General features: G+C 36.4%; 22 protein-coding genes. 15 read left to right on the forward strand and 7 right to left on the reverse strand.

Translation table 11 applies throughout. The features are described from left to right. The first annotated feature begins 165 nt into the window (after nucleotides 1-165). The 5 genes from SJY24_RS04295 (at nucleotide 166) to chbG (ending at nucleotide 4382) form a co-directional block, all read left to right on the forward strand. Nucleotides 166-468, forward strand: coding sequence for a PTS sugar transporter subunit IIB (locus tag SJY24_RS04295; RefSeq protein ID WP_001023563.1), 303 nt, complete (start codon nucleotides 166-168; stop codon nucleotides 466-468). Between the two features lie 16 nt (nucleotides 469-484). Then, entirely contained in the window at nucleotides 485-1792 is a 1308-nt protein-coding gene (gene celB / locus SJY24_RS04300) for a PTS cellobiose transporter subunit IIC (RefSeq protein ID WP_001168852.1), read from the forward strand. Nucleotides 1793-1975: 183 nt separating this feature from the next. Then, the gene (locus tag SJY24_RS04305; protein WP_000989054.1) at nucleotides 1976-2299 is read left to right on the forward strand and encodes a PTS lactose/cellobiose transporter subunit IIA; all 324 of its coding nucleotides are present in this window, start codon (nucleotides 1976-1978) and stop codon (nucleotides 2297-2299) included. A 3-nt stretch (nucleotides 2300-2302) separates the two neighbouring features. After that, nucleotides 2303-3628, forward strand: coding sequence for a 6-phospho-beta-glucosidase (gene celF, locus SJY24_RS04310; protein ID WP_377863863.1), 1326 nt, complete (start codon nucleotides 2303-2305; stop codon nucleotides 3626-3628). Nucleotides 3629-3677: 49 nt separating this feature from the next. Then, nucleotides 3678-4382: a chitin disaccharide deacetylase gene (gene chbG, locus SJY24_RS04315; RefSeq protein ID WP_377863864.1), complete on the forward strand. Its 705-nt coding sequence runs from the start codon at nucleotides 3678-3680 to the stop codon at nucleotides 4380-4382. A 42-nt stretch (nucleotides 4383-4424) separates the two neighbouring features. Here chbG and SJY24_RS04320 read toward each other — a convergent pair whose 3' ends face one another. Next, entirely contained in the window at nucleotides 4425-5606 is a 1182-nt protein-coding gene (locus SJY24_RS04320; protein WP_377863865.1) for a chromate transporter, read from the reverse strand. A gap of 189 nt (nucleotides 5607-5795) precedes the next feature. Between SJY24_RS04320 and exsM the strand changes: the two genes are divergently transcribed. Then, nucleotides 5796-6209, forward strand: a complete 414-nt coding sequence (exsM, locus tag SJY24_RS04325) for an exosporium regulatory protein ExsM (protein WP_002166452.1) — start codon at nucleotides 5796-5798, stop codon at nucleotides 6207-6209. Nucleotides 6210-6396: 187 nt separating this feature from the next. Here the strand turns inward: exsM and SJY24_RS04330 are convergent, their stop codons facing one another. From SJY24_RS04330 to SJY24_RS04340, 3 genes are all read right to left on the reverse strand, one after another. Continuing rightward, complete coding sequence (locus SJY24_RS04330; RefSeq protein WP_377863866.1) at nucleotides 6397-9072, reverse strand: sigma-54-dependent transcriptional regulator; 2676 nt, start codon at nucleotides 9070-9072, stop codon at nucleotides 6397-6399. Nucleotides 9073-9176: 104 nt separating this feature from the next. After that, a complete protein-coding gene (locus SJY24_RS04335; protein WP_377863867.1) occupies nucleotides 9177-9914 on the reverse strand; it encodes a polysaccharide deacetylase family protein in 738 nt (245 codons plus the stop codon). 209 nt (nucleotides 9915-10123) lie between these two features. Then, a complete protein-coding gene (locus SJY24_RS04340; protein ID WP_377863868.1) occupies nucleotides 10124-11197 on the reverse strand; it encodes a glycosyltransferase family 4 protein in 1074 nt (357 codons plus the stop codon). Nucleotides 11198-11684: 487 nt separating this feature from the next. On the opposite strand from SJY24_RS04340, the gene SJY24_RS04345 reads away from it, so the two are divergent. Both SJY24_RS04345 and wecB read left to right on the forward strand, forming a co-directional pair. After that, a complete protein-coding gene (locus SJY24_RS04345) occupies nucleotides 11685-13010 on the forward strand; it encodes a UDP-glucose dehydrogenase family protein (RefSeq protein WP_377863869.1) in 1326 nt (441 codons plus the stop codon). Nucleotides 13011-13084: 74 nt separating this feature from the next. Then, the gene (wecB, locus tag SJY24_RS04350; RefSeq protein WP_000140119.1) at nucleotides 13085-14200 is read left to right on the forward strand and encodes a non-hydrolyzing UDP-N-acetylglucosamine 2-epimerase; all 1116 of its coding nucleotides are present in this window, start codon (nucleotides 13085-13087) and stop codon (nucleotides 14198-14200) included. 53 nt (nucleotides 14201-14253) lie between these two features. On the opposite strand, the gene SJY24_RS04355 is transcribed toward wecB, so the two are convergent. Then, nucleotides 14254-15381 carry an LCP family protein gene (locus SJY24_RS04355; protein WP_377863870.1) on the reverse strand — a complete coding sequence of 376 codons (1128 nt, stop codon included), beginning with the start codon at nucleotides 15379-15381 and terminating at the stop codon, nucleotides 14254-14256. Between the two features lie 74 nt (nucleotides 15382-15455). After that, nucleotides 15456-16091, reverse strand: coding sequence for a YigZ family protein (locus SJY24_RS04360; RefSeq protein WP_377863871.1), 636 nt, complete (start codon nucleotides 16089-16091; stop codon nucleotides 15456-15458). A gap of 238 nt (nucleotides 16092-16329) precedes the next feature. On the opposite strand from SJY24_RS04360, the gene SJY24_RS04365 reads away from it, so the two are divergent. The 7 genes from SJY24_RS04365 (at nucleotide 16330) to hpf (ending at nucleotide 22592) form a co-directional block, all read left to right on the forward strand. Continuing rightward, nucleotides 16330-17172: a DegV family protein gene (locus SJY24_RS04365; protein ID WP_377863872.1), complete on the forward strand. Its 843-nt coding sequence runs from the start codon at nucleotides 16330-16332 to the stop codon at nucleotides 17170-17172. A 172-nt stretch (nucleotides 17173-17344) separates the two neighbouring features. Beyond that, nucleotides 17345-17659 carry a winged helix-turn-helix transcriptional regulator gene (locus SJY24_RS04370; protein WP_000400859.1) on the forward strand — a complete coding sequence of 105 codons (315 nt, stop codon included), beginning with the start codon at nucleotides 17345-17347 and terminating at the stop codon, nucleotides 17657-17659. Between the two features lie 233 nt (nucleotides 17660-17892). Then, complete coding sequence (locus SJY24_RS04375) at nucleotides 17893-19221, forward strand: C40 family peptidase (protein ID WP_377863873.1); 1329 nt, start codon at nucleotides 17893-17895, stop codon at nucleotides 19219-19221. 130 nt (nucleotides 19222-19351) lie between these two features. Then, nucleotides 19352-20701, forward strand: coding sequence for an ATP-dependent helicase ComFA (gene comFA, locus SJY24_RS04380; protein ID WP_377867211.1), 1350 nt, complete (start codon nucleotides 19352-19354; stop codon nucleotides 20699-20701). Beyond that, nucleotides 20701-21405: a ComFC family protein gene (locus SJY24_RS04385; protein WP_377863874.1), complete on the forward strand. Its 705-nt coding sequence runs from the start codon at nucleotides 20701-20703 to the stop codon at nucleotides 21403-21405. The genes comFA and SJY24_RS04385 overlap by 1 nt, the downstream gene beginning before the upstream one ends. Nucleotides 21406-21531: 126 nt before the next feature. After that, nucleotides 21532-21729: a cold shock protein CspC gene (gene cspC / locus SJY24_RS04390; RefSeq protein WP_001990088.1), complete on the forward strand. Its 198-nt coding sequence runs from the start codon at nucleotides 21532-21534 to the stop codon at nucleotides 21727-21729. Nucleotides 21730-22049: 320 nt separating this feature from the next. Further along, nucleotides 22050-22592 (forward strand): ribosome hibernation-promoting factor, HPF/YfiA family, encoded by a 543-nt coding sequence (gene hpf / locus SJY24_RS04395; RefSeq protein WP_377863875.1) that lies wholly within the window; start codon nucleotides 22050-22052, stop codon nucleotides 22590-22592. A 105-nt stretch (nucleotides 22593-22697) separates the two neighbouring features. On the opposite strand, the gene SJY24_RS04400 is transcribed toward hpf, so the two are convergent. Then, complete coding sequence (locus SJY24_RS04400; protein ID WP_377863876.1) at nucleotides 22698-23141, reverse strand: VOC family protein; 444 nt, start codon at nucleotides 23139-23141, stop codon at nucleotides 22698-22700. Nucleotides 23142-23158 lie beyond the last annotated feature (17 nt).

The raw sequence follows: 23158 nt of genomic DNA on the forward strand, positions 1-23158 counted from the left end.
TTTTGAGTGACACACTGATTGAAAGCGGTAACACACAAATGAATTGCTCGAAAAAACGCTGATTTTAGGCGTTTTAAAAAGTTGGCACGCTAATTGCATTAATAAATAGCGTAAAGAAAAATAAATAAACATAAACTTTTTATACTACACAAGGGGGATTTTCAAATGAATATTTTATTATGTTGCTCAGCAGGGATGTCTACAAGTTTACTAGTTACAAAAATGGAAGCGGCTGCAAAAGCTCGCGGTCTAGAAGGTAAGATTTGGGCTGTATCTGGGGATGCAGTAAAAAACAATATCGACCAAGCAGATGTATTATTACTAGGACCACAAGTTCGTTACATGCTTTCTTCAATGAAAACGCTTGCTGATGAGAAAAACGTTGGAATTGATGTTATTAATCCGATGCACTACGGCATGATGAATGGAGAAGCAGTTTTAGATCACGCATTAACACTTAAAAAATAATTAGGGGGGAAGCGAAATGCAAAAATTTATTGCATTTATGGAGAAATATTTAGTTCCAGTCGCAGGAAGAATCGGATCGCAGCGTCATTTAGTTGCAATCCGTGATGGTTTTATCGCAGTTATGCCTCTTATTTTAGTTGGATCGTTTGCAGTACTTATAAATAATCTACCAGTTGATGCATTCCAAAAACTTATGAAGGGTGCATTTGGGGATGTTTGGAAAGATATCGGCGGTGGTATGTGGACAGGGTCCTTTGCCATATTAGCTCTCATAGCCGCAGTTGGGATAAGTTATAATTTAGCGAAATCTTACGGTGTTGACGCGTTGTCAGCAGCAATTATTACATTCGGTGCATTAATTATTATATCTCCGACAACGCCAAAAGAAGGCGGTATTGATTTAGCTTGGACAGGTTCACAAGGTTTATTCGTTTCTATAATTGTAGCTCTTCTTGTAACCGAGGTATTCAGGTTCTTTGTTCAAAGGGATATTACAATTAAGATGCCAGATGGTGTTCCACCAGCAGTAATGAAATCCTTCGCAGCATTAGTTCCAGCATTTGTTATTTTAATCGCAACAGCAAGTATTCAATTAGCTGTGAAATTAGCGGGAACAAGTATTCATAAAATCGTATTTGAAACAATTCAATTACCATTACAAGGTTTAGCAGGTACGTTACCAAGTGCAATTATTATCGCATTACTTATTCACGTATTATGGTTCTTCGGATTACATGGTCCTAATATTATCGGTGGTATTATCGACCCAATCTATTTACCAGCACTAGAAAAGAACATTAAATTATTTAACGATGGTATGTCTGCATATGATGTACCGCACATTTTCACAAAGCCATTCTTTGATGTATACGTATACATCGGTGGATCAGGTGCAACATTAGCATTCTTAGTAGCAGTAATGCTTGTTGCAAAAAGTGCGCAACTTCGTGGTGTAGGTCGCGTATCTATCGGTCCTGGTTTCTTCAATATTAACGAACCAGTTATTTTCGGTACACCAATTGTATTAAACCCAGCGTTAATCATTCCATTCGTACTTACACCAGTTGTATTAGTAATTACTTCTTATACAGCAATTTCTTTAGGATGGGTACCAAAAACAGTTGCTTTAGTTCCATGGACAATGCCACCAATCTTTAGTGGTTATCTTGTAGCGGGCGGAAGCATTGCTGGTGCTGTACTACAGCTTGTAAACTTTGCAATCGCGGTAGTTATTTACTATCCATTCGTATTAATGTGTGACCGTACGTATGTACAAGCTGCGAAAGCTGAAACAAAAGGAAACGACAATTCAGTATCACTTTAAAAAGTATTGTTCTGACGAGTTTTTATAGCTCGTCAGAACAACTAACTTTTATATCATGTTCAAAAAGATGAAACACATCTGCAAGAACACCAAACTATCATTAATAAAATAATAATTTAATAGACATGTTCAAACTGAAGGGGTATTTAAATCGGTTGAACCATAATAGAGAGGGCGGTAATTATGATGACTACAGCAGAACAAATTCCATTCCAATTGATTTTAAATAGTGGTAATGCACGAAGCTTTGCAATGGAGGCACTTCAATTTGCCAAACAGGGGAAAATGGCAGAAGCAGATGAAGCGATGGTAAAGGCGAAAGAAGCGATTAATGAAGCGCATCATTTTCAAACAGAGCTCATACAATCAGAAGCAAGAGGAGAAAAAACAGAGATTAGTGTTCTTTTAATTCACGCACAAGATCATTTAATGAATTCTATTACAGTAAAAGAATTAGCAGCAGAATTTATCGACCTTTATAAAAAGCTTGAAGCGAAAGGGGAATAAAGCATGACTGGAATTAAAATTGCTACAATCGGCGGTGGATCTAGCTATACACCAGAATTAATTGAAGGATTTATTAAACGTTATGATGAGCTTCCTGTTCGTGAAATTTGGTTAGTAGATATTGAGGCAGGAAAAGAAAAGTTAGAAATCGTTGGTAACTTAGCGAAACGTATGGTGAAAAAATCAGGTTTACCAATTGATATTCATTTAACACTTGATCGTCGTGAGGCATTAAAAGGTGCTGACTTCGTAACAACACAGCTGCGCGTTGGTTTATTAGAAGCTCGTGCAAAAGATGAAGCAATTCCATTAAAATATGATGTAATCGGTCAGGAAACGAATGGTCCTGGTGGTTTATTTAAAGCGCTGAGAACGATTCCTGTTATTTTAGATATTTGTAAGGACATGGAGGAACTTTGTCCGAATGCATGGTTAATTAACTTTGCGAATCCGGCTGGTATGGTAACAGAAGCTGTCCTTCGTTATACAAACATTCAAAGAGTAGTTGGTCTGTGTAACGTTCCAATCGGAATTCGTATGGGTCTTGCGAGATTACTTGAAGTAGATGCAAGTCGTGTCCACGTTGATTTTGCAGGTTTAAATCACATGGTATACGGACTAGACGTATACTTAGATGGCGTAAGCGTAATGGATCGTGTGTTAGAGCTTGTAACAGATCCAGAAAAGCAAATCACGATGGAAAATATCGCTGCACTTAACTGGGAGCCAGACTTTATTCGTGGTCTTCGTGCAATTCCATGTCCATACCATCGTTACTACTATAAAACACGTGAAATGTTAGAAGAAGAGAAAGAAGCTTCGATTGAAAAAGGTACACGTGCAGAAGTAGTAAAACAATTAGAAGATGATTTATTCGAGTTATATAAAGACCCGAATTTAGATATTAAGCCACCACAATTAGAAAAACGTGGCGGAGCTTATTATAGTGATGCAGCATGTAGCTTAATTACGTCTATTTACAATAATAAAGGCGATATCCAGCCTGTTAATACACGAAACAACGGAACAATTGCAAGCTTGCCACATGATTCAGCTGTTGAAGTGAACTGTATTATTACGAAAGAAGGTCCAAGACCAATTGCGGTCGGAGATCTTCCAGTACCAGTTCGCGGTTTAGTACAGCAAATTAAATCATTTGAGCGCACAACAATTGAAGCTGCTATTACAGGGGATTATCATAAAGCGCTGCTTGCTATGACAATTAATCCACTTGTACCATCTGATAAAGTTGCAAAACAAATTTTAGATGAAATGTTGGAAGCACATAAAGAACATCTTCCACAGTTCTTCAAAAAGGTAGAGAAATAAAAGCGGCGCTATTTAGCCCGCTTTTTTTATTTCGATAGGAGGTATTAGGATGATTAAGTTAATTGTAAATGCAGATGATTTTGGTCTTACAGAAGGTACAAATTATGGCATTATTGATGGACATATAAATGGGCTTGTAAATTCAACGACGATGATGATGAATATGCCAGGGACGGAGCATGCTGTAAGCTTAGCGAAAGAGTATAAAACGTTAGGGGTAGGAGTGCATCTCGTATTAACAGCAGGAGAACCGCTGCTTACAGATGTACCATCACTTGTAAGTAGCGACGGAGCATTCCATAAACAAAGCATCGTATGGGGAGGAAATATAAGTCCAGAAGAGGTAGAAAGAGAATGGACGGCTCAAATTGAGAAGTTTTTATCTTACGGATTAACACCGACTCATTTAGATAGTCATCATCATGTACATGGGCTACCAATCTTGCACGATGTTCTTGAGAGATTAGCGGCTAAGTATAATGTTCCGATTCGTCGTTGTGAGGAAGATAGAGCTGTGCGCCCATTTTCAGATGTGTTTTACAGTGATTTTTATGCTGACGGTGTGACGGAAGATTATTTTGTGAAGTTAAAGGAAAGAGTGCAGGACGAGCAAACGGTAGAAATTATGGTACACCCAGCTTATATTGATCCGGAGCTTGTGAAACGTTCTTCTTACGTAATGGATCGTGTGAAAGAATTGCGTATTTTAACGGAGAGCGAGTTGCCTGAAGGAATAGAACTTGTGAAGTTTTAATAGAAAAAACGACGGCTAAATGGGGCCGTCGTTTTTTTAGGTTTACAAAATGGATAGAACATATCCGCCGAAGGCTCCGAGTATAACGATAACCCAAGGTGGCGTTTTCCAAAAAGCGAGTAGGCAAAATAGAAGAGAAGCAAAAACGAAATCTACAGAATTCATAATTGTACTCGTCCAAATTGGATCATAAAAAGCTGCTAGTAAAATACCGACAACGGCTGCATTCACTCCAAGTAGTGCACCTTGTATGTAGGATACTCTCCTTACACTGTCCCAAAATGGTAAAACGCCAACAACGAGCAGGAAGGCAGGAAGAAAGATAGCGATCGTTGCAACAACTGCTCCGGCGGTTCCATTTAGCACTGCTCCTATATAAGAAGCGAATGTAAATAGTGGCCCTGGCACTGCTTGTGTTAATCCGTATCCAGCAAGAAATTGTTCTTTTGTCATCATCCCGTTTTGTACAAACTCACTTTCAAGAAGAGGAAGTACGACGTGCCCTCCGCCAAATACAAGTGCACCAGAGCGATAGAAGCTGTCAAATAAAGAGATGAAATAAGAGTATGGTCGTAACATCGGTAACAGTATTAATAGTCCGAAGAATAAGACGAGACAAGATATGGCTACCATTTTTGAAATAGGTACGTTTATTTTATGAGCTTGGCTAACTGGTTGATCGCGATATAAAAACCAACCGATGAAACCAGATACTATAATGAGAATTACTTGTGTCCAGCTACTTGGCCATAATAGGGCGATTGCGGCAGTTGCAATTGCGATTGTTGCACGGTTTCGGTCTGGTGTTAACTTTTGAGCCATTCCCCATATTGCATGAGCGACAATTGCGACCGCTACAAGTTTCAGTCCGTGAATCCAGCCAGTACTTCCAAGCTCGAATTGGTTAAGAAATGAAGCGAAGAAAACTAAAACGAGCACAGATGGGAGAGTGAATCCGATCCATGAAATAATGGCTCCTAATAATCCGCCGCGCAATAAGCCAACTCCCATACCGACTTGGCTGCTAGCAGGGCCAGGAAGGAATTGACATAGTGCTACTAAGTCTCCGTAACTTCGTTCATCCATCCATTTTCTTTTTTGCACGTATTCATGATGAAAATAACTAAGATGGGCGACGGGACCACCAAATGAAGTAAGTCCTAATTTAAATGATACGAGAAAAATCTCTATTAATGATTGGAAAGAGTAGTTATTATTTTTCAAAATTTCCTCCTAGACTGTTTTTCTAAGTGCATTATACAAGAGGGAGTAAAGCAAAAGAAACGATTTTAATGTAAAGATTGTGTGAATCTTTTCTTCGTAATTAAAATTTGAAAAAGTCATAAATGATTATGTCTAAACCATAAAGTAGTAGAAGTAGTGCTGGGAAATTTATATGAGGAGAATGCCCGTATGACAACACATTTCTTTGCTAGGTTAACAGGAAAGAGGGAAGTACCTCCTGTAAATACAGAAGCTTACGGTGTAACAGAGCTCATTTTTAGTGAAGATTTAAAGAAGTTGCAATATCGGGTCATATTAAAAAATATAAAAAAAATCACGTCATGCCAAATTCATTTAGGAAAAGCGAATCAAATTGGTCCAGTTATTTTAAGTTTGTTTGGTCCGTTAGAGCAAGGAATTAGTGTGAATGAAGGAGTCGTTACTGGTGTAGCTAGAGTAGAGGATTTTGAAGGGCCTTTACAGGGGAGAGCATTTGACAGCTTGTTTCAAGAGATAATGCAAGCAAATGTATATGTAAATGTTAATACGAAATCTAATAAAAAGGGAGAAATAAGGGGGAGAATAAGGGAAGTAAAGAAGTAAGCGAAAAGGCTGTCCAAAAAACATTTTGGAACAGCCTTTTCTGCTATAAGGTGCAAATTTTAGCGATTATTGTCAGTAAATCGATATATTTTGAAAAACGCTGATATAATCCGGGTTACGCCGATATATTTAAAAAATCGCTGATATAATTCGTGTTACGGTCGATATATTTAAAAAACTGCCTAGTTTAATTTTTTACAGGCTGATTTTTAATGAAGAAGTCCATTATATAAAATACTTCGTCATCTGGGATTTGTATCTCAAATGTATTTTCAATAGGTTGCAATGCTTTTTTTACTTTCATATACATCCAGTACTCATCTTGTCTTCGTTTCTCTTTATCAGGATGAGGGAGGAGACTTTCGCCTTTTTGAAGACGATCAACCATGCAGCTCATATGCAAAATCACACCCATTAAACTGTCAGGAGTCAGCTGTAAAGAAATTAATTCTTGAATTGTATTTAATGCATAACGAATTGTTTTAATAAGTAACGCGCCATCGTTACGCTGCATTTGTTGTTCAAGAATATCAGCCATTTTCGCATATGTTTCTTCATACGTAATTAATTCTTGAATTGGCTGAATCGCTGTGTAGTTCACAATGTCTTGGAAGTGGTATGTTAAGCATGGTACTTGCACATCGAAATTCGTGACGATACAAATGATATTACGCTCTTTTTTTATGTTCTCGATCATTTTTGTTAAATCTTTTTCGTGAACGATGCTAATCGGAATAATTTCAATTAAGTCTTTATCAAAGCGTAAATAGTTCTCTAACATTTTTTGGATTGCTAAAGCACTTCCTTCGCCAGTTAAGCAAGCTGTTAAAATAACAGATTTCATTGGTGACAGAGGCTTTTTCTTTTCTTCTTGTACATTTAAGTAGAACGGCGTTAAGTTCTTCACTGTTTCATATAGTGCATCTAATGAGTAGCCAAGCTGAGCTTTTCGAGCTGCCTCTAGTGCGTGTGGTGTGCTCGTCATGGAAAGAACACGTACAGGGATTTTGAATTCAGTTTCTAATATATCACCAATATAAGCGAGAGATCCCATATCAACAAGTAAGAGAAGCCCGTTTACATTTTGAAGTGTTTTCATATACACCTTAACACGCTCTAAGAAATCTTTCGGTGATTCATGCAAGGGCATATCGATACCAGTTACTTCATCAATACCGAGAAGTTCATTTGCGACGTTTGCCATTTCTGTTGCGATGCCATTACCGTGCGCTAATATTAATACTTTTACTTCTGTTTGTGAGGCAGGAATTGGATCAACAACGAAGAACATTGTTAAGAAGCCTGCTTCATCCATGGGCATCGTTATTTGTAATTCTTCTTCCAGTAGTTGAATGCATTGCATAGCTACGGAAAAAGCTTCTTTATATTTCGTACGAATTTGATTCAATTGTGGGTGATGAATTTGTTTCCCACCTTGTAAACGTTGTAGAGTTGTCTGTACATGTAAACCTAATGCGAGAAAGACCTTTTCATCAAACGTCTTAGATAAATGTTTTTCAGCGAGCTCCGCAATTTTTTCACATACGGAAACGATATTACGATCCACAATTTTAAAAACATTTTCATGACTTGTTTTTTTAGACATTTGGTTAAAATATTGAACGAAAAAGCTTTGAATATCATTTTCTATTAGTAATTCTAATTCTTCCTCTTCAATGCCGCGTGCTTGAAGCTCTTCATATTTATAATCAATATAATCGTAAATAGAAGAACGTTTTTCATCTTCTGTTTTATGCTTGCTCCAGCCTTCATCACCCGTAAATACAAATGTTTCATTTGGTATTTGGTATAGGTGACGGCTCTTTCTTTCGATAAACAGTCCTTCTTTCATATACCAAGGTAAATCTGTACTTGAAACACCGACAGAATCACGTTTTTTTGTTACGAAATCAGAATAAGCTTTCGCGCAGGCAATTTGTACATCTGTTTTCAATTGACCAATGTTATTTGGGCAATTGTAAAAGACGAAGGATCGCATTGCGTTTGGACTAACATGAATCTCTTTTCGTAGTCGAATCGCTTCATTTGTGAAAAATAGTTGCAACAAAGCAAAGCGTTCTTTATGCGTTCGCTCACGAAGTGGTGGAAGCGTAACGGTCATTGGAATACGTCTTGTAAATGTTTTTAATAAAAATGAGTTTGGTTCTTCTGTTGTTGCAGTAATAATTAATACTTGTGCCTTACGTTCATTTTCTGTTTCTCCAAGGCGGCGATATACTCCGCGATCAATAAATGTGAAGAGCATTTCTTGTCCTTCTGGAGGGAGACGATGTACTTCATCTAAGAAAAGGATTCCTTCATGGGCTTTTTCAATTAAACCTTTTTGATCACTGGCACCTGTGTAAGCTCCTTTTTTTATCCCGAATAACTGTCCAAGTAGTAGTTGTGGATTGTTTGCATAATCAGCACAGTTGAAGACGATAAAAGGTGCATCTTTTGGAAGTTGTTCCACTTCAATTGCATATTCGTGCATTAAAGAAGCGAACATCGATTTTCCGACACCTGTTTCTCCAAGTAGTAAAGTATGCATACCGTTTGGAGGGTAGAGAATAGAAGCTTTTGCTTTTTCAATCGCAATTTTTAGGCTTGTATTTTCAATTGCAAATGTATCTAATGAAGTGCCCTTTGTTGAATGCGTTTCCAAGGAAGTATTCGTTTCTATATAAAAACGGACAGGACGTGTACTCGTTTTTAATAAACGATCGTCTTTCACGAGCTTATTTAAGTCGCTACTAACATTTGCACGGTCTAACTGTAGAAGTGTAGCGAGTTCAGATGCTGTTACACCTTCTGTATAATTCCCTTTTTGTATTGCGTTAAAAATGAGATCTATTCGTTTCATTTCTATTCACCTCGAAACTTCATCACTATTTAAAATTTTACACAAAAATGGGAAGTGTGGGAAGAGAAAAATAAAACAGCTTTAGTATATAGGCACTAAAGCTGTTACAATCTTGTGTCTTTCCAAAAATTCACTTCGAGATGGGAAGATGGATTGTAGGGAAGTAGTTTATATCCTTGTGATTGTAAATAATCAATTACTTTTGGGAGTATTTGCACTGTGACACTAGAATCATGCATTAAAATAACCTCTACTTGTTCATCGCTTTGATTTCGCACTCTTTCTAGTATTGCGGAAGGATTATCATAGCTTTTCCAGTCATATGTATCAATTGTCCAATCCCACATTTTATACTGGGAAGATACGAGTGCGTCGCGGTAATTCTTTTTTAAATAAGGCATGCTACCGTATGGGACACGAACGAGATGTGTATCTAGATGTGTAACTTGCCGGACAATATTTTGGGTTTGCTCCATTTCTTCAATTAAAATTGATGGATCGCCAGTATAAAGACGTTTTACATCATGTGACATACTATGGAGACCAATATAATGTCCATCTTTAATCAATCGCTCCATCGTTTTTTTATAATGTGGCACTTTTCCGCCAATAACGAAGAAAGTTGCTTTTCCGTTCTTCTCTTTTAAAATATTTAAAATTTGTGGTGTGTATTTATTCGGTCCGTCATCAAATGTTAAGTACGCAATTTTTTTTGTAGGAGAGGTAGTTTGAGTGCTTTGTTGATCTTCTGCTTGAATGTCTGTAGTTGCTTCTGCATTAGATGATGCGTACATAGTAATAGTTAAAAATAAAATTATACATTGAAGTAATCGCTTGATCATAACATTCACCCTCAGTTTGACAATCAAGATGTAAAAATGAAAATTTGATACTTTTTTCGTTATACGTATATCTTTCTCCAATAGAGGCACTCTCAAACAATCTATATTTTGGAAATGGGGAATAAGGATTAAAAAATAAAAAATAGCATCCTCTTATGAAAAAGAGGATGCTATTTGAATATTTCATAAATGTAAAGGCTATACTACAATTAGTCTTCGCGTTTTTTCACTTTTTTATAGAAGGAAATAATTGGTTTGTAACGTTCGTGTACAAGACCGATTACTTCAGCAATAATTTCTGTAAAGAAGATTAAAACGAAAAGAAGAATAATGGATAACCATAGTGTCGCACTACTGAAAATGATTGCATTTACGCTAAAGAAAATACCAAGTGCGTAAATAATTAGTACCGTTTTACGATGAGAGAATCCCATTGCAAGTAAACGGTGATGTAAATGCGACTTATCTGGTGCTGAGATAGGCTTTTTATTTACGATACGGCGGATAATTGCAAACGTCGTATCAAATATAGGTACACCTAAAATGATAATTGGAACGATAAAGCTGAATAACGTTACGCTTTTGTATAATCCAAGTAACGATATAACAGAAATACAGTATCCTAAAAATAGTGCCCCTGTATCTCCCATGAAAATTTTTGCTGGATGGAAGTTGTAGAATAAAAATCCAATTGTACTTGCTAATGTAATCAGTGCTAGAGGTAATATAATAGCTGCTCCAGTGCCCCATGGGCTAGTGAAGGCCATATATGCTAGCGTTGCAAGTACGATAGATGAAATCCCTGCGGATAATCCATCTAATCCATCAATTAAGTTGATGGCATTTGTAATACCGACAATCCAAAATACTGTAATTGGATAAGCAAGCCACCCGAGTTCAGTATCTCCAAGGATTGGAATATATAATACTTGCACTAATAATCCACTTTTGACAATCATGATGGCAACTAATAGTTGTCCACCGAATTTTACCCTCGCAGATAGTTCGTACATATCATCTAAAATCCCGATGATAACAATAATGATAGCACCTAAAGTTATCGATAGCATTCTTTGTTCGTACAATCCACCGACAACAAATCCTACAGCTACACCGATAAAAATTGCTAACCCGCCAAGACGAGGCATAATTTTTTGGTGTACTTTACGTGCGTTTGGTTTATCTGTTGCTCCTATTTTGAAAGCTAATTTAATAACTAAAGGAGTAACGACGAGTACAGTGATGAAAGATGCCAAAATGGCATAAATCACTTGTGAGTCCATTAATACCCCACCTTTTATAGTTTAACGTAATTTTTCTAATTGTATTTATCTGAAAATTATGATGTTTATTTACAGGCTCATAACATATGGTATCACAAAAAGATTAGAATTCAATCTTTTTTTCTTTTAGCTGTAAATGGAAGTGCATAGAATATATGACAATTGTATATAGAATGTTGGATCGTTTGAGAAGGTTGTTCATATTGCAACTTGAAATATGACAGTGTATCTGCCTCGTCTATAACAAGTATTTTATTATAAGTGTTGCACGTAAAAATGAGTAAGTTCCGTGTTAAAATGTGGGAATTTACATTATATATATATTGCATCATTTAACTTTACAAAATCTTAAAAATGAATAAAAAGATAATTCATATAATAAAGAAGAAAAAAAGTTTTCTTATTTTCAGTGCGAAAGGGGGAAGCACAGGGGTGATTCTGTGTATTCGTATATTTTCTTATATATATATTCCTGTGCGAAAGGAAAATGAAAATTACGATAGTAGGTACCGGATATGTTGGATTGATTACTGGAGTAGGATTGGCAAAATTGGGACATTCAGTCACATGTTTTGATATAAATAGTGAAAAAATTGAACGGATCAAACAAGGTGAGTTACCTATTTATGAATGTGGATTAAATGAATTAATAAATGAAGAGTATGAGAACAATCATTTAACTTTTACAGCAAGCAGATCAACTGCATTTAATGATGTAGAGTTTATATATATTGCAGTTGGAACGCCATCTTTATTAGATGGAACAGCAGATTTAACGTATATTCGTAGTGCTTGTGATGATATTGGAGCATATGTGAATAACGATATTATTGTTGTTACGAAAAGTACGGTTCCAGTAGGTACAAATGATGTGATGAGGGAATGGATTGAGGAGAAACTACAAGGTAGACACGAATTACATATCGTATCGAATCCAGAATTTTTAAGGGAAGGTTCTGGTATTTATGATTTTTTTCATGGCGATCGCGTTGTAATTGGAGCCTGTAGTGAGGAAGCAGCAAGGAAAGTAGAGAATTTGTACAGTAAATTAAGCTTACAAACGTATATTACGGATATTCGAAGTGCTGAGATGATTAAATATGCATCTAATGCTTTTTTGGCTACGAAGATTAGTTTTATTAATGAGATTTCCAATATATGTGAGCAGGTGGGTGCAGATATATTAGATGTATCTACAGGGATGGGGATGGATAAGAGAATTGGTGCATCTTTTTTAAATGCAGGCATTGGATATGGAGGGTCTTGTTTTCCGAAAGATACGAAAGCACTTGTGCAAATTGCAGGGAATGTTTCTCATGATTTTCGCTTGTTGAAAGCAGTCATTGAAGTGAATAATAAACAACAGTTGTTGTTAGTTGAAAAAGCGAAGAAAATTATAGATATGAAGAAGAAGCGAATTGCGGTTCTTGGTGCAGCATTCAAACCGAATACTGACGATATTAGGGAAGCACCATCTCTTATTATAATAGAAGAATTAATTAATGTAGGTGCGGATGTGGTTTTATATGATCCGCAAGCCATTCAAAATGTAAGAGGCTTATTTGGAAATACGATACGATACGCTGAGTGTATAGATGAATCGATTAGAGAGGCGCATGCAGTTTTTATCTTAACAGAATGGGAATCAATTCGAAATTATCCGCTAGAAAAGTATGCACAGCTTATGAGGGAACCTATTCTATTTGATGGGAGAAATTGTTATACTAATGAGGATGCCGGGAAGCATGGATTAAATTATTACTCAGTTGGGCGAAAAGACGTCTGTAATAGTAATGTTTCTCAGGTACGTTAAAAATGTATTTTCACATGCATATTTTTATATGCGATAATAGAAGCTTTAACTAGTGAAAGAAAAGAGGCAATGAAATGACTGAACGTTTAAAAGTAATGACAATTTTCGGGACACGACCAGAAGCAATTAAAATGGCACCTCTTGTATTAGAGTTGCAAAAGCACCCAGAAAAGATTGAATCAATTGTGACTGTAACAGCACAACACCGTCAAATGTTAGATCAAGTATTAAATATCTTTGGAATTACGCCAGATTTCGATTTGAATATCATGAAAGATCGTCAAACGTTAATTGATATTACAACACGTGGTTTAGAAGGTTTAGATAAAGTAATGAAAGAAGCGAAGCCTGATATCGTACTTGTGCATGGTGATACAACGACGACATTTATTGCAAGCTTAGCTGCTTTCTATAATCAAATTCCAGTAGGACATGTTGAAGCAGGACTTCGTACATGGGATAAGTATTCTCCATATCCAGAAGAGATGAATCGCCAACTAACAGGTGTAATGGCGGATCTTCATTTCTCACCTACAACAAAATCAGCAACGAACTTACAAAAAGAAAATAAAGATGAGTCACGTATTTTCGTAACAGGAAATACAGCGATCGATGCACTGAAGACGACTGTAAAAGAAACTTATAGCCATCCGGTGTTAGAGAAACTTGGAAATGATCGTCTTGTACTTATGACAGCGCACCGTCGTGAAAACTTAGGAGAACCAATGCGCAATATGTTCCGTGCAATTAAGCGTCTTGTTGATAAGCACGAAGATGTACAAGTTGTATACCCTGTTCATATGAATCCTGTTGTTCGCGAAATAGCGAATGATATTTTAGGCGAGCATAGCCGCATTCATTTAATTGAACCGCTAGATGTAATCGATTTCCATAACGTTGCAGCACGTTCATACTTAATGTTAACCGATTCTGGTGGTGTACAAGAGGAAGCACCATCACTAGGTGTGCCAGTTCTTGTCCTTCGTGATACGACGGAGCGCCCAGAAGGTATCGAAGCAGGTACGCTGAAATTAGCAGGAACAGATGAAGAGACAATCTTTGGTCTTGCTGATGAGTTGTTATCTGATAAAGAAGCTCATGATAAGATGACGAAAGCATCTAACCCTTACGGTGATGGCCGTGCGTCTGAGCGTATTGTAGAAGCGATTTTACAACACTTTAAGAAGTAACAACAATTGCGTGAAATAAAAAGAGCCAAATCGTATACGATTTGGCTCTTTTTCTATTCATGATTCCTCATAATCCACTCTGCATGAGCATTTGTAGAAGGGGGAGGAGGCGGTGGCGTTTTGTTCTCGCTCGGCTCCTTCTTTGCTTTTGCGCTGGAGTTAGAATTTGAATCGGAATTTGTATTTTCATTTTTCGTAGTCTCTGTTGGAACTTTTGCTTTTTCTCCTATTTCCTTTTCAATTTCGTTACGTACAGTCTCTACACTGATTGGATCTGGGAGGAAGTAATAAATACCGCCAATTTTTCTGTCTTCTCCTTCAAGTTTTAACGTTTGTATTGTAGAAGGATCGAATCCAGAGATTTTATTGTAAAGAGCAAGTCCGTCTGAAATAGGAATATCGGTTTTTATATATTTTCCAACTACCTTTGTTAAATCTTTAATTTTAAATACGGTAGAAGCAGAGTTTAGCTTTTGGGCAACAGCAGCCAGTACTTGTCTTTGTCTAGCAGCTCTACCATAATCACCGTTAGGATCTTGCTTTCGCATACGGACGTATGCGAGTGCTTCTTCACCATTTAAGTTCTGTTGACCTTGTTTAAATTGGATTTTTTTATAGTAATCCACGTCAGAGCGTTCCCAGAAATCGAAGGGGACATCAACGGTAATACCGTCAACAGCATCAACGATACCTTTAAAGCCTTGGAAATCAATTTTAATATAATGATCAACAGGAACTTTTAAAAACTCTTCGACGGTGTCGATTGTCATTTTTTCTCCACCGTAAGCATGAGCAGCGTTAATTTTGTCTTCTTTATTTTTGCCAACAATCTTAACACGAGAATCGCGCGGGATACTCATAAGTGAAACCTTTTTTGAGTTTGGATTAACTGTCGCGAACATAAGTGAATCTGTTCGACCGTTTTGACCGTCAGTTGCATAATCTTCAATACCCATAATGAGTATTGTGAAAGGTTTTTTTGTGATTTCCACATCTTCTGCTCGTAATTTAGATTTTTCACGGCTAAATCCACTGTACATCCCCATGAGAGAAGAGTAGGAATTTAACATATAAAGTCCTACGCTACCAAATAAAAATGCGAATATAAGAAAGAAGAAAAACTTTCTTCTACGTTTCTTTTTTATTCTGCTATTTTGGAGATGATAATAACGTTCTTCCATATATAATCTCCTTAGTTCATTTGTAGGGAATTAATTCACTACATTAATCTTTAAAGGCGATAAGTTAGCTATTCTTAGATAACGTCTTGTTCTAAGTACAACATATCCCCTTCTTTAATTGTACATTTCCCGTTTGTTAATTCAATCATCCAATTTGTGAATGGTTGTTTTTTGTCCTCTTCTACATACGTATCAAATGTGACATTTTCTAGGTAATGTATATCTTTAATGGCATATTCTGAATTGCGTAATTCATTTTCGACTTTGCCAAGTAAAGTGTAATCAATTTCTGTTTGCATAACGCGCATTAGTTTTCGCTCAACAACGCCTACATGGTTAAGACCTTCACTTGTACATTTTCCATATGCACGAATTAATCCGCCAGCACCAAGTTTAATACCGCCAAAATAGCGTGTAACGACGACGACAGTATCTTTTAGACCTCGTTTTTTTAATACTTCTAACATAGGTACACCAGCTGTGCCGCTCGGTTCACCGTCATCATTCGCTTTTTGAATTTGATCTTGTTCACCGATTAAATATGCAGAACAATTATGTGTTGCATTCCAATGCTGTTTTTTTATTTTTTGTATAAAAGTTTGAGCTTCCTCTTCTGTTGTGGCGCGACTCACATAGCAAATGAATCTTGATTTTTGAATGACAATTTCGTGCTCGCCGTAGCCTTTGATTGTTAAATATTGTAATAACAATGATATACGCCCCTATCTTTCAAAATAACTAGTACTTTACATTTTAAAAGCGGGCGTTTTTATATTCAAACATTTTTTACAAATATGTTGAAATTTTTGATGAGTATTTTATCTTTTTGTTGTAATTTGTCGAGCGGGTGAATGTAGTTTCTAACCGGCATTTTTATGTATGGATGCACCTTTTCTAGTTTTCGTGTAAAATTAGGGGATAAAAATTTTTTATAAGGCAGGTACGAAAATGAAAACAGCTATTGTTACTGATAGTACAGCATATCTACCGAAGCATATTCGTGATGAACTCAATATATATATGATTCCATTAAACGTTGTGTTTGGAACGGAATCTTGTCAAGAAGAGGCTGAAATTTCAGCAAATGATTTTTATGTAAAAGTACGTGAACAAGAAGAGCTTCCGAAAACTTCGCAACCAGCAATTGGAAAGTTTTTAGAGTTATATGAAGAGTTATCTAAAGAATATGATGCAGTTATTAGCATTCACCTTTCCAGTGGAATTAGTGGTACATACCAAACGGCAACGACAGCTGGACAGATGGTAGATGGTATCGATGTATATACGTACGACTCTGAAATTAGTTGTGAAGTACAAGGGTTTTACGTGCGTGAAGGTGCGAAATTAGCAGGTGAAGGGAAAGCTCCGGAAGAGATTATCGCTCGCTTTGATGAAATGAAAAAAACGATGGATGCTTATTTTGTAGTAGATGATTTACATCATTTACAACGCGGTGGAAGATTAAATAGCGCGCAAGCTTTCATCGGCAGTTTGTTACAAGTAAAACCAGTATTATACTTTAGAGATAAAATAATTATTCCATTCGAAAAAATTCGTACGCGTAAAAAAGCGTTAAAGCGTATCGTTGAAATCTTTGATGAGCAGGCAAGTAAAGGTGTGCCTATGGAAGCTGTTATTATTCATGCGAATCGTGAAGAGGAAGCTAATGAATGGAAACAAGAATTAGAAGAGATATACCCTCATGTTACAATTCGTACGAGTTATTTCGGAGCTGTAATTGGGACGCATTTAGGTGAAGGTGCGCTTGGTTTAGGTTGGTATACGAAGTGATAAAGATGTAAAAGCTCTCTTGTTGAAGAGGGTTTTTTTACGGATATTTTACGAAGATTTGACAAGTTAATATTTGGAAATGGTAAAATGTACGTAAAATTAAATAATGAGGAAAGTTTTATTACTTACTTTTTACAAGAAACTATTTTATAATGGAAGAGAGGTGAAACATATGGAGCATAATTCTTGTTTATGTCCAAAGTTTGAGTCAGCTTTTACAATGCTTAGTAAGAAATGGACTGGCTTAATTATTAAATCTTTGTTGGAAGAGCCGAAACGTTTTAGAGAAATCGCAGATATTATACCGAATATGAGCGATCGTATGTTGTCAGAACGTTTAAAGGAATTAGAAGGTGAAGGTATTGTAGTTCGTAATGTTTACCCGGAAGTACCAGTTAGAATCGAGTATGGTTTAACTGATAAAGGGAAAGCGTTGGAACGTGTTATGGATGAAGTCCAAAATTGGGCTGAGAAATGGATGAAGTAACGTTTCTGTCTCATTCATACTTGGAGTATTTTCAAAACGTAAGGGAATCCCTTACGTTTTTTTCAATTCTATAAAAAACGGCGTAAGGCTCTTAAAATTCTACATATATATACAAATTTAGATATACTTTGCTATAGAGATAAATGTAATATTACATTTATTTTACAAAACCGTAACATTAGCAAAAAAACTCCCGAATTATGGTATAAATTTTAATAGGTTATATACGGAAAATGAAAAAAGAAAGCGGTGTAAAAAATAAAATGAAAAAGCTAAAAATGGCATCTTGCGCATTAGTTGCAGGGTTAATGTTTTCAGGGCTAACACCAAATGTATTTGCAGAAGATAAAATTTCTGACGTGAAATCACAAATTAACACACAAAATGATACTTTACATAAACAACAACAAGAACGTGATGAACTACAAAAGCAAATGAATGACTTAAACAAAACAATCCAAGGTTTGGATAAGTCTGTTCAAGAGAACGCTTCAAAACTTGATGAAACAACAAAAAAAGTTGCTGATACTGAGCAATTAATCGAAAATAAAAATAAAGATATTGCAGAACTACAAACAAAGATTGCAAAACGTGAAGAGTTATTAAGAAAACGTTTAGTTGCACTACAAGAACAACCGAACACGAACGTTGTAACAGAAGTTCTTGTAAATTCTAAAAACATTGCAGATTTAGTTGATCGTTTAAATTCTGTTTCTAAAATTCTTGAGTCTGACGAAGATATCATGAAAACTCAACAAGAAGATCAAACGAGCGTGAAAAAAGATGTTGAGACAGTAAAAGAAAAACAAAAAGAATTAAAAGAAGCACAAGCTCAAATTGAAACTGCTAAGAAAGAACTTGACGTTGAAAAAGAGAAAAAAGCAACAGCAGTAAACGATTTAAGCGGTAAAATGGATACAGTTGTAACTTCAATGACAAGTACGGAAGGTCAATTGAAGGATCTTGAGAAACAAGCACTGCAATTACAACGTATTGCGGAAGAAGAAGCGCAAGCAAAAGCAGCGCAAGAAGCTGCTGCTCAAAAACAAGCAGAACAAGCTGCTAAAGAAGCACAAGCTCAACAAGCTGCACCAGCGCCTGCAGAGCAAGCTGCTCCAGCAAACAATGCTGGACAAGCTCAAAAAGAAGAGCCTAAAAAAGAAGCACCTAAAAAAGAAAAGCCAGCGCCAGCGCCTGCACCAGCACCAACTCCACCAGCTCCTGGTGTGATTGGTAAAGCACAGCAATACTTAGGTATGCCATATGTTTGGGCAAGTGCATCTCCATCAAACGGTGGTTTTGACTGTAGTGGATTTATTTCTTACATTTATGGTGTAGGTCGTCAAGACGTTGCAGGTTACTGGAATTCAGTTTCTAAAGTAAGTAGCCCACAACCTGGAGATTTAGTATTCTTCCAAGGTACTTATAAAGCAGGTCCATCTCACATCGGTATTTACGTTGGTAACGACCAAATGATTCATGCTGGTGATAAAGGGATTGCTTACTCTAGCTTAAGCAGTAGCTACAACCAAAAACATTTCTTAGGATACGGTAGATTCTAGGATTTATAATTGAATAAAAAACGTGTATAAAGTCGATAGCTTACTATTTTATAAGTAGGTTATCGGCTTTTTTGAGTTTTTACGAGATAAAGAGAAGGATTTATAGTAGTGCTGGAGGTGGCTATTGATGATGTTAGCTGGTAGACAGTTACTGTTAGAAGAACTTTCTTCAGATTTGCAAGGTAAATTGGATCATTTGAAAAAGAACCGAGAAGTCGTTTGTGTGCAAGGCGTAATTAAGAAGCTTTCAAAATATACGTGCCAGCGTTGCGGGAATATAGAGCAGCGACTATTTGCGTCATTTTTATGTAAGAGGTGCAGTAAAGTATGTGCGTATTGCCGTAAGTGTATAACGATGGGAAGGGTCAGTGAATGTGCTGTACTTGTACGCGGGATTGCTGAAATACAAGGAGAAAATTATTTGAATCCATTACAGTGGGAAGGCGTTTTGTCTGCTGGTCAGGAGTTAGCTGCGCAAAGTGTCGTTGACGCTGTTAAGCAGAAAGAATCATTTTTTATTTGGGCGGTGTGCGGGGCTGGAAAAACAGAGATGTTGTTTCATGGAATTGCAGAGGCACTACAAAAGGGAGAGAGAGTTTGTATTGCAACACCGAGAACGGACGTTGTACTTGAATTAGCGCCAAGATTACAAGAAGTGTTTCCGAATATAAATGTAGCTGCTTTATACGGAGGGAGTTTAGACCGAGAAAAAGATGCGGCGTTAGTCATTGCAACTACACATCAATTGTTACGTTATTATAGGGCGTTCCATGTCATGATTGTAGATGAGATAGATGCTTTTCCATATCATGCGGATAAGATGTTGCATTATGCAGTAAACGAAGCGATGAAGGAGAAGGCTGCACGTATTTATTTAACTGCAACTCCAGATGAAAAGTGGAAGCGGAAATTGCGGAATGGTAAGCAAAAAGGGGTTATTATTTCAGGACGTTATCATCGTCATCCATTGCCAGTCCCGATATTTCGGTGGTGCGGAAATTGGAAAAAGGGTCTTATGCGTAAAAAAATTCCTCGTGTTTTATTACAATGGTTAAATATGTACTTATCTAAACGATACCCTATTTTTCTATTTGTTCCTCATGTGCGATATGTAGAAGAAATTAGCCAGTTATTAAAATCATTAAACAATCAAATTGACGGTGTGCATGCAGAAGATCCGGAGAGAAAGGAGAAGGTAGCAGCTTTCAGAAAGGGAGAAATCCCTTTATTAGTTACAACGACGATTTTGGAACGAGGAGTAACTGTGAAAAATTTACAAGTGGCAGTTTTAGGAGCTGAGGAAGAAATATTTTCAGAGAGTGCTCTCGTTCAAATTGCAGGGCGTGCTGGCAGAAGCTCTGATGAACCGCATGGAGATGTCATCTATTTTCATTATGGAAAGACAGAGGCAATGGTGCGTGCAAAAAAACATATTCAAAGTATGAATAAGAATGCTAAAGAACAAGGACTGATAGATTGATGCATTGTCTACTTTGTGATGAGTATATTTCATATGCTATTAGTTGGTACACTTTTTTTGTTAAGCCTCATAAAAAGTATATATGTGATAGATGTGAGCAAAAACTTTCCTATATTATAGGGGATATTTGCAAGGAGTGTGGTCGGCCTTTAGAACTTGTACCAGCGGAATATAAGAACGGTGATATTTGCATGGACTGCATAAGGTGGACGAACGAGCAGAGGTTTCCGCCTCTCATAAATCGTTCGTTGTATGTGTATGATGAAGCGATGAAAGAAATATTAGCACAGTTTAAATTTCGAGGAGATGTTGAATTAGTGCATATTTTTCATCAGCCTTTTCGAAGTCTGTTTCAAAAATATTTTGCCAATGTTTCAGCGGTCATTCCGGTACCTCTTAGTAAAGAGCGAGAATATGAGCGTGGTTTTAATCAAGCTGAGTTGCTAGCTTCTTGTTTGCCTATCAAAATGTTTTGTACATCATTAAGAAGAATCGAAACAGAAAAACAAAGTAAGAAGAAGCGTAAAGAAAGGATATTGGGAGTTAATCCTTTTTATTTTCAGGGAGAAGAGATGTTTCATGAGCAACATGTTTTAATCGTGGATGATGTGTATACGACAGGAATTACTGTTAGACAAATTGGAAGCCTTTTGTATGACCGAGGAGCGAGAGAAGTTTCTTGTTTGACGCTTTGTAGAGGTTAATATGTGAATGTCGAAAGGAATAATAAAAAGACGACAAATCTTCTTTGACTAAAAGTCTTGTCATTCGTTATAGTCAGAATATGGGGCGGATGCCCTGATTTTAAGAGTGAAGGGAATGGAATGAACATGCAAGGACGAGTAAAATGGTTCAATGCAGAAAAGGGATTTGGGTTTATTGAGCGTGAAGATGGTGACGATGTGTTTGTTCATTTTTCTGCTATTCAACAAGATGGGTATAAGTCGTTAGAAGAAGGTCAACAAGTGGAGTTTGATATTGTTGATGGAGCACGCGGGCCACAAGCAGCTAATGTTGTGAAACTGTAAAAATTAAGTTTTTGGAAAAGATAGAGCTGTATTTTTAGCAGCATTATATAGATGGCGAAAGCTCTTGCTCGTAACAAGGGCTTTTTTGTTATGGGGAAGTTGTCAAAAAGTTGTTTCTTTTCTGTAACCAATTGTCCACAGTTACATTCGTTATTCACGATGTTAATAGGATAAAATAAAGATAGAAACGATGCATCTTTTCATTTCAACAAAAAACGATAAAAAAATCGCAATTCCACTAATTTTTCAAAAAAATTAGAAGGAGTTTTTAAGCCAATGTCGAAATTATAGTACATAGGCTTGAAAGGAGGAATTCATCTATGAAATTCAACATTCGTGGTGAAAATATTGAAGTAACTCCAGCATTAAAGGAATATGTAGAGAAAAAACTAAGTAAATTAGAGCGTTATTTTGATACATTCCCAGAGATTAAGGTTAATTTAAAAGTATACTCTGACAAGCAACGTATCGAGGTAACAATTCCATTTACAGATTTATTACTTCGTGCAGAAGAAACTAATAGCGATATGTACGCTGCCATCGATTTAGTAGTTGATAAAATTGAGCGACAAATTCGTAAACATAAAACAAAAGTAAATCGTAAGTTACGTGAGAAAGGTTCTGTGAAAACTAACTTTATCCTTCCGGAAGCAGTAGCTGTTCTGGATGCGGTAGAAGAGGATAAATTAGAACTTGTACGTACAAAACGATTCGATTTAAAACCGATGGACGTTGAAGAAGCGATCTTGCAAATGGATATGCTAGGACATAGTTTCTTCGTCTTCACAAATGCTGATACAAATGAAACTAATGTTGTATATAGCCGTAAAGACGGAAAATATGGTTTAATCGAAACAAAATAATCATTCAAAAGCGTAGCCAAAATGGCTACGCTTTTTTTATATGTTTTTTTGCTTCCTTATCTTGTAATATTGATATGAATTTTAATGGCTAATTCGTAATGAAATTTAGAATTCATGTTTTGTCACGGTTAATTGGATTACTATTCCAAAAGGATCTCGCACAATGGCATAACCCGGGCTGAAGGAGTTTTTTTCAAAAGGTGTTAAAATATAAACCTCATCATGTTGAATTAGATTGTGATAGATTGTTTCAATGGTTTGGAAATCTTTAGATTGAATGCATAATGATGAGCTATTACTTAATTGCCAAGGGCGTGTGGAATCCACTGCCTGTTCTGCAATCATAATTTTATTAGTACCAATTTGTAAAACGGAATGGGTAATATAATGTTCTTGGCTTTCTTTATACGTGAAATGCGGATCTATTTCTTTCATTTCTTTATAATTCTTTTTAAATAAAACTTTTGCACCTAAATACTGTTCGTAAAATGCAATTGCTTTAGCGCCTTGCCCATTTAATGATAAAAAAGTGATTACTTCAAAGTTCATTGTATTGCCTCCTTCAT

Origin of the sequence: Bacillus sp. R86525 (assembly GCF_042466195.1) — a bacterium.
In the GTDB taxonomy this organism is placed as follows: domain Bacteria; phylum Bacillota; class Bacilli; order Bacillales; family Bacillaceae_G; genus Bacillus_A; species Bacillus_A nitratireducens.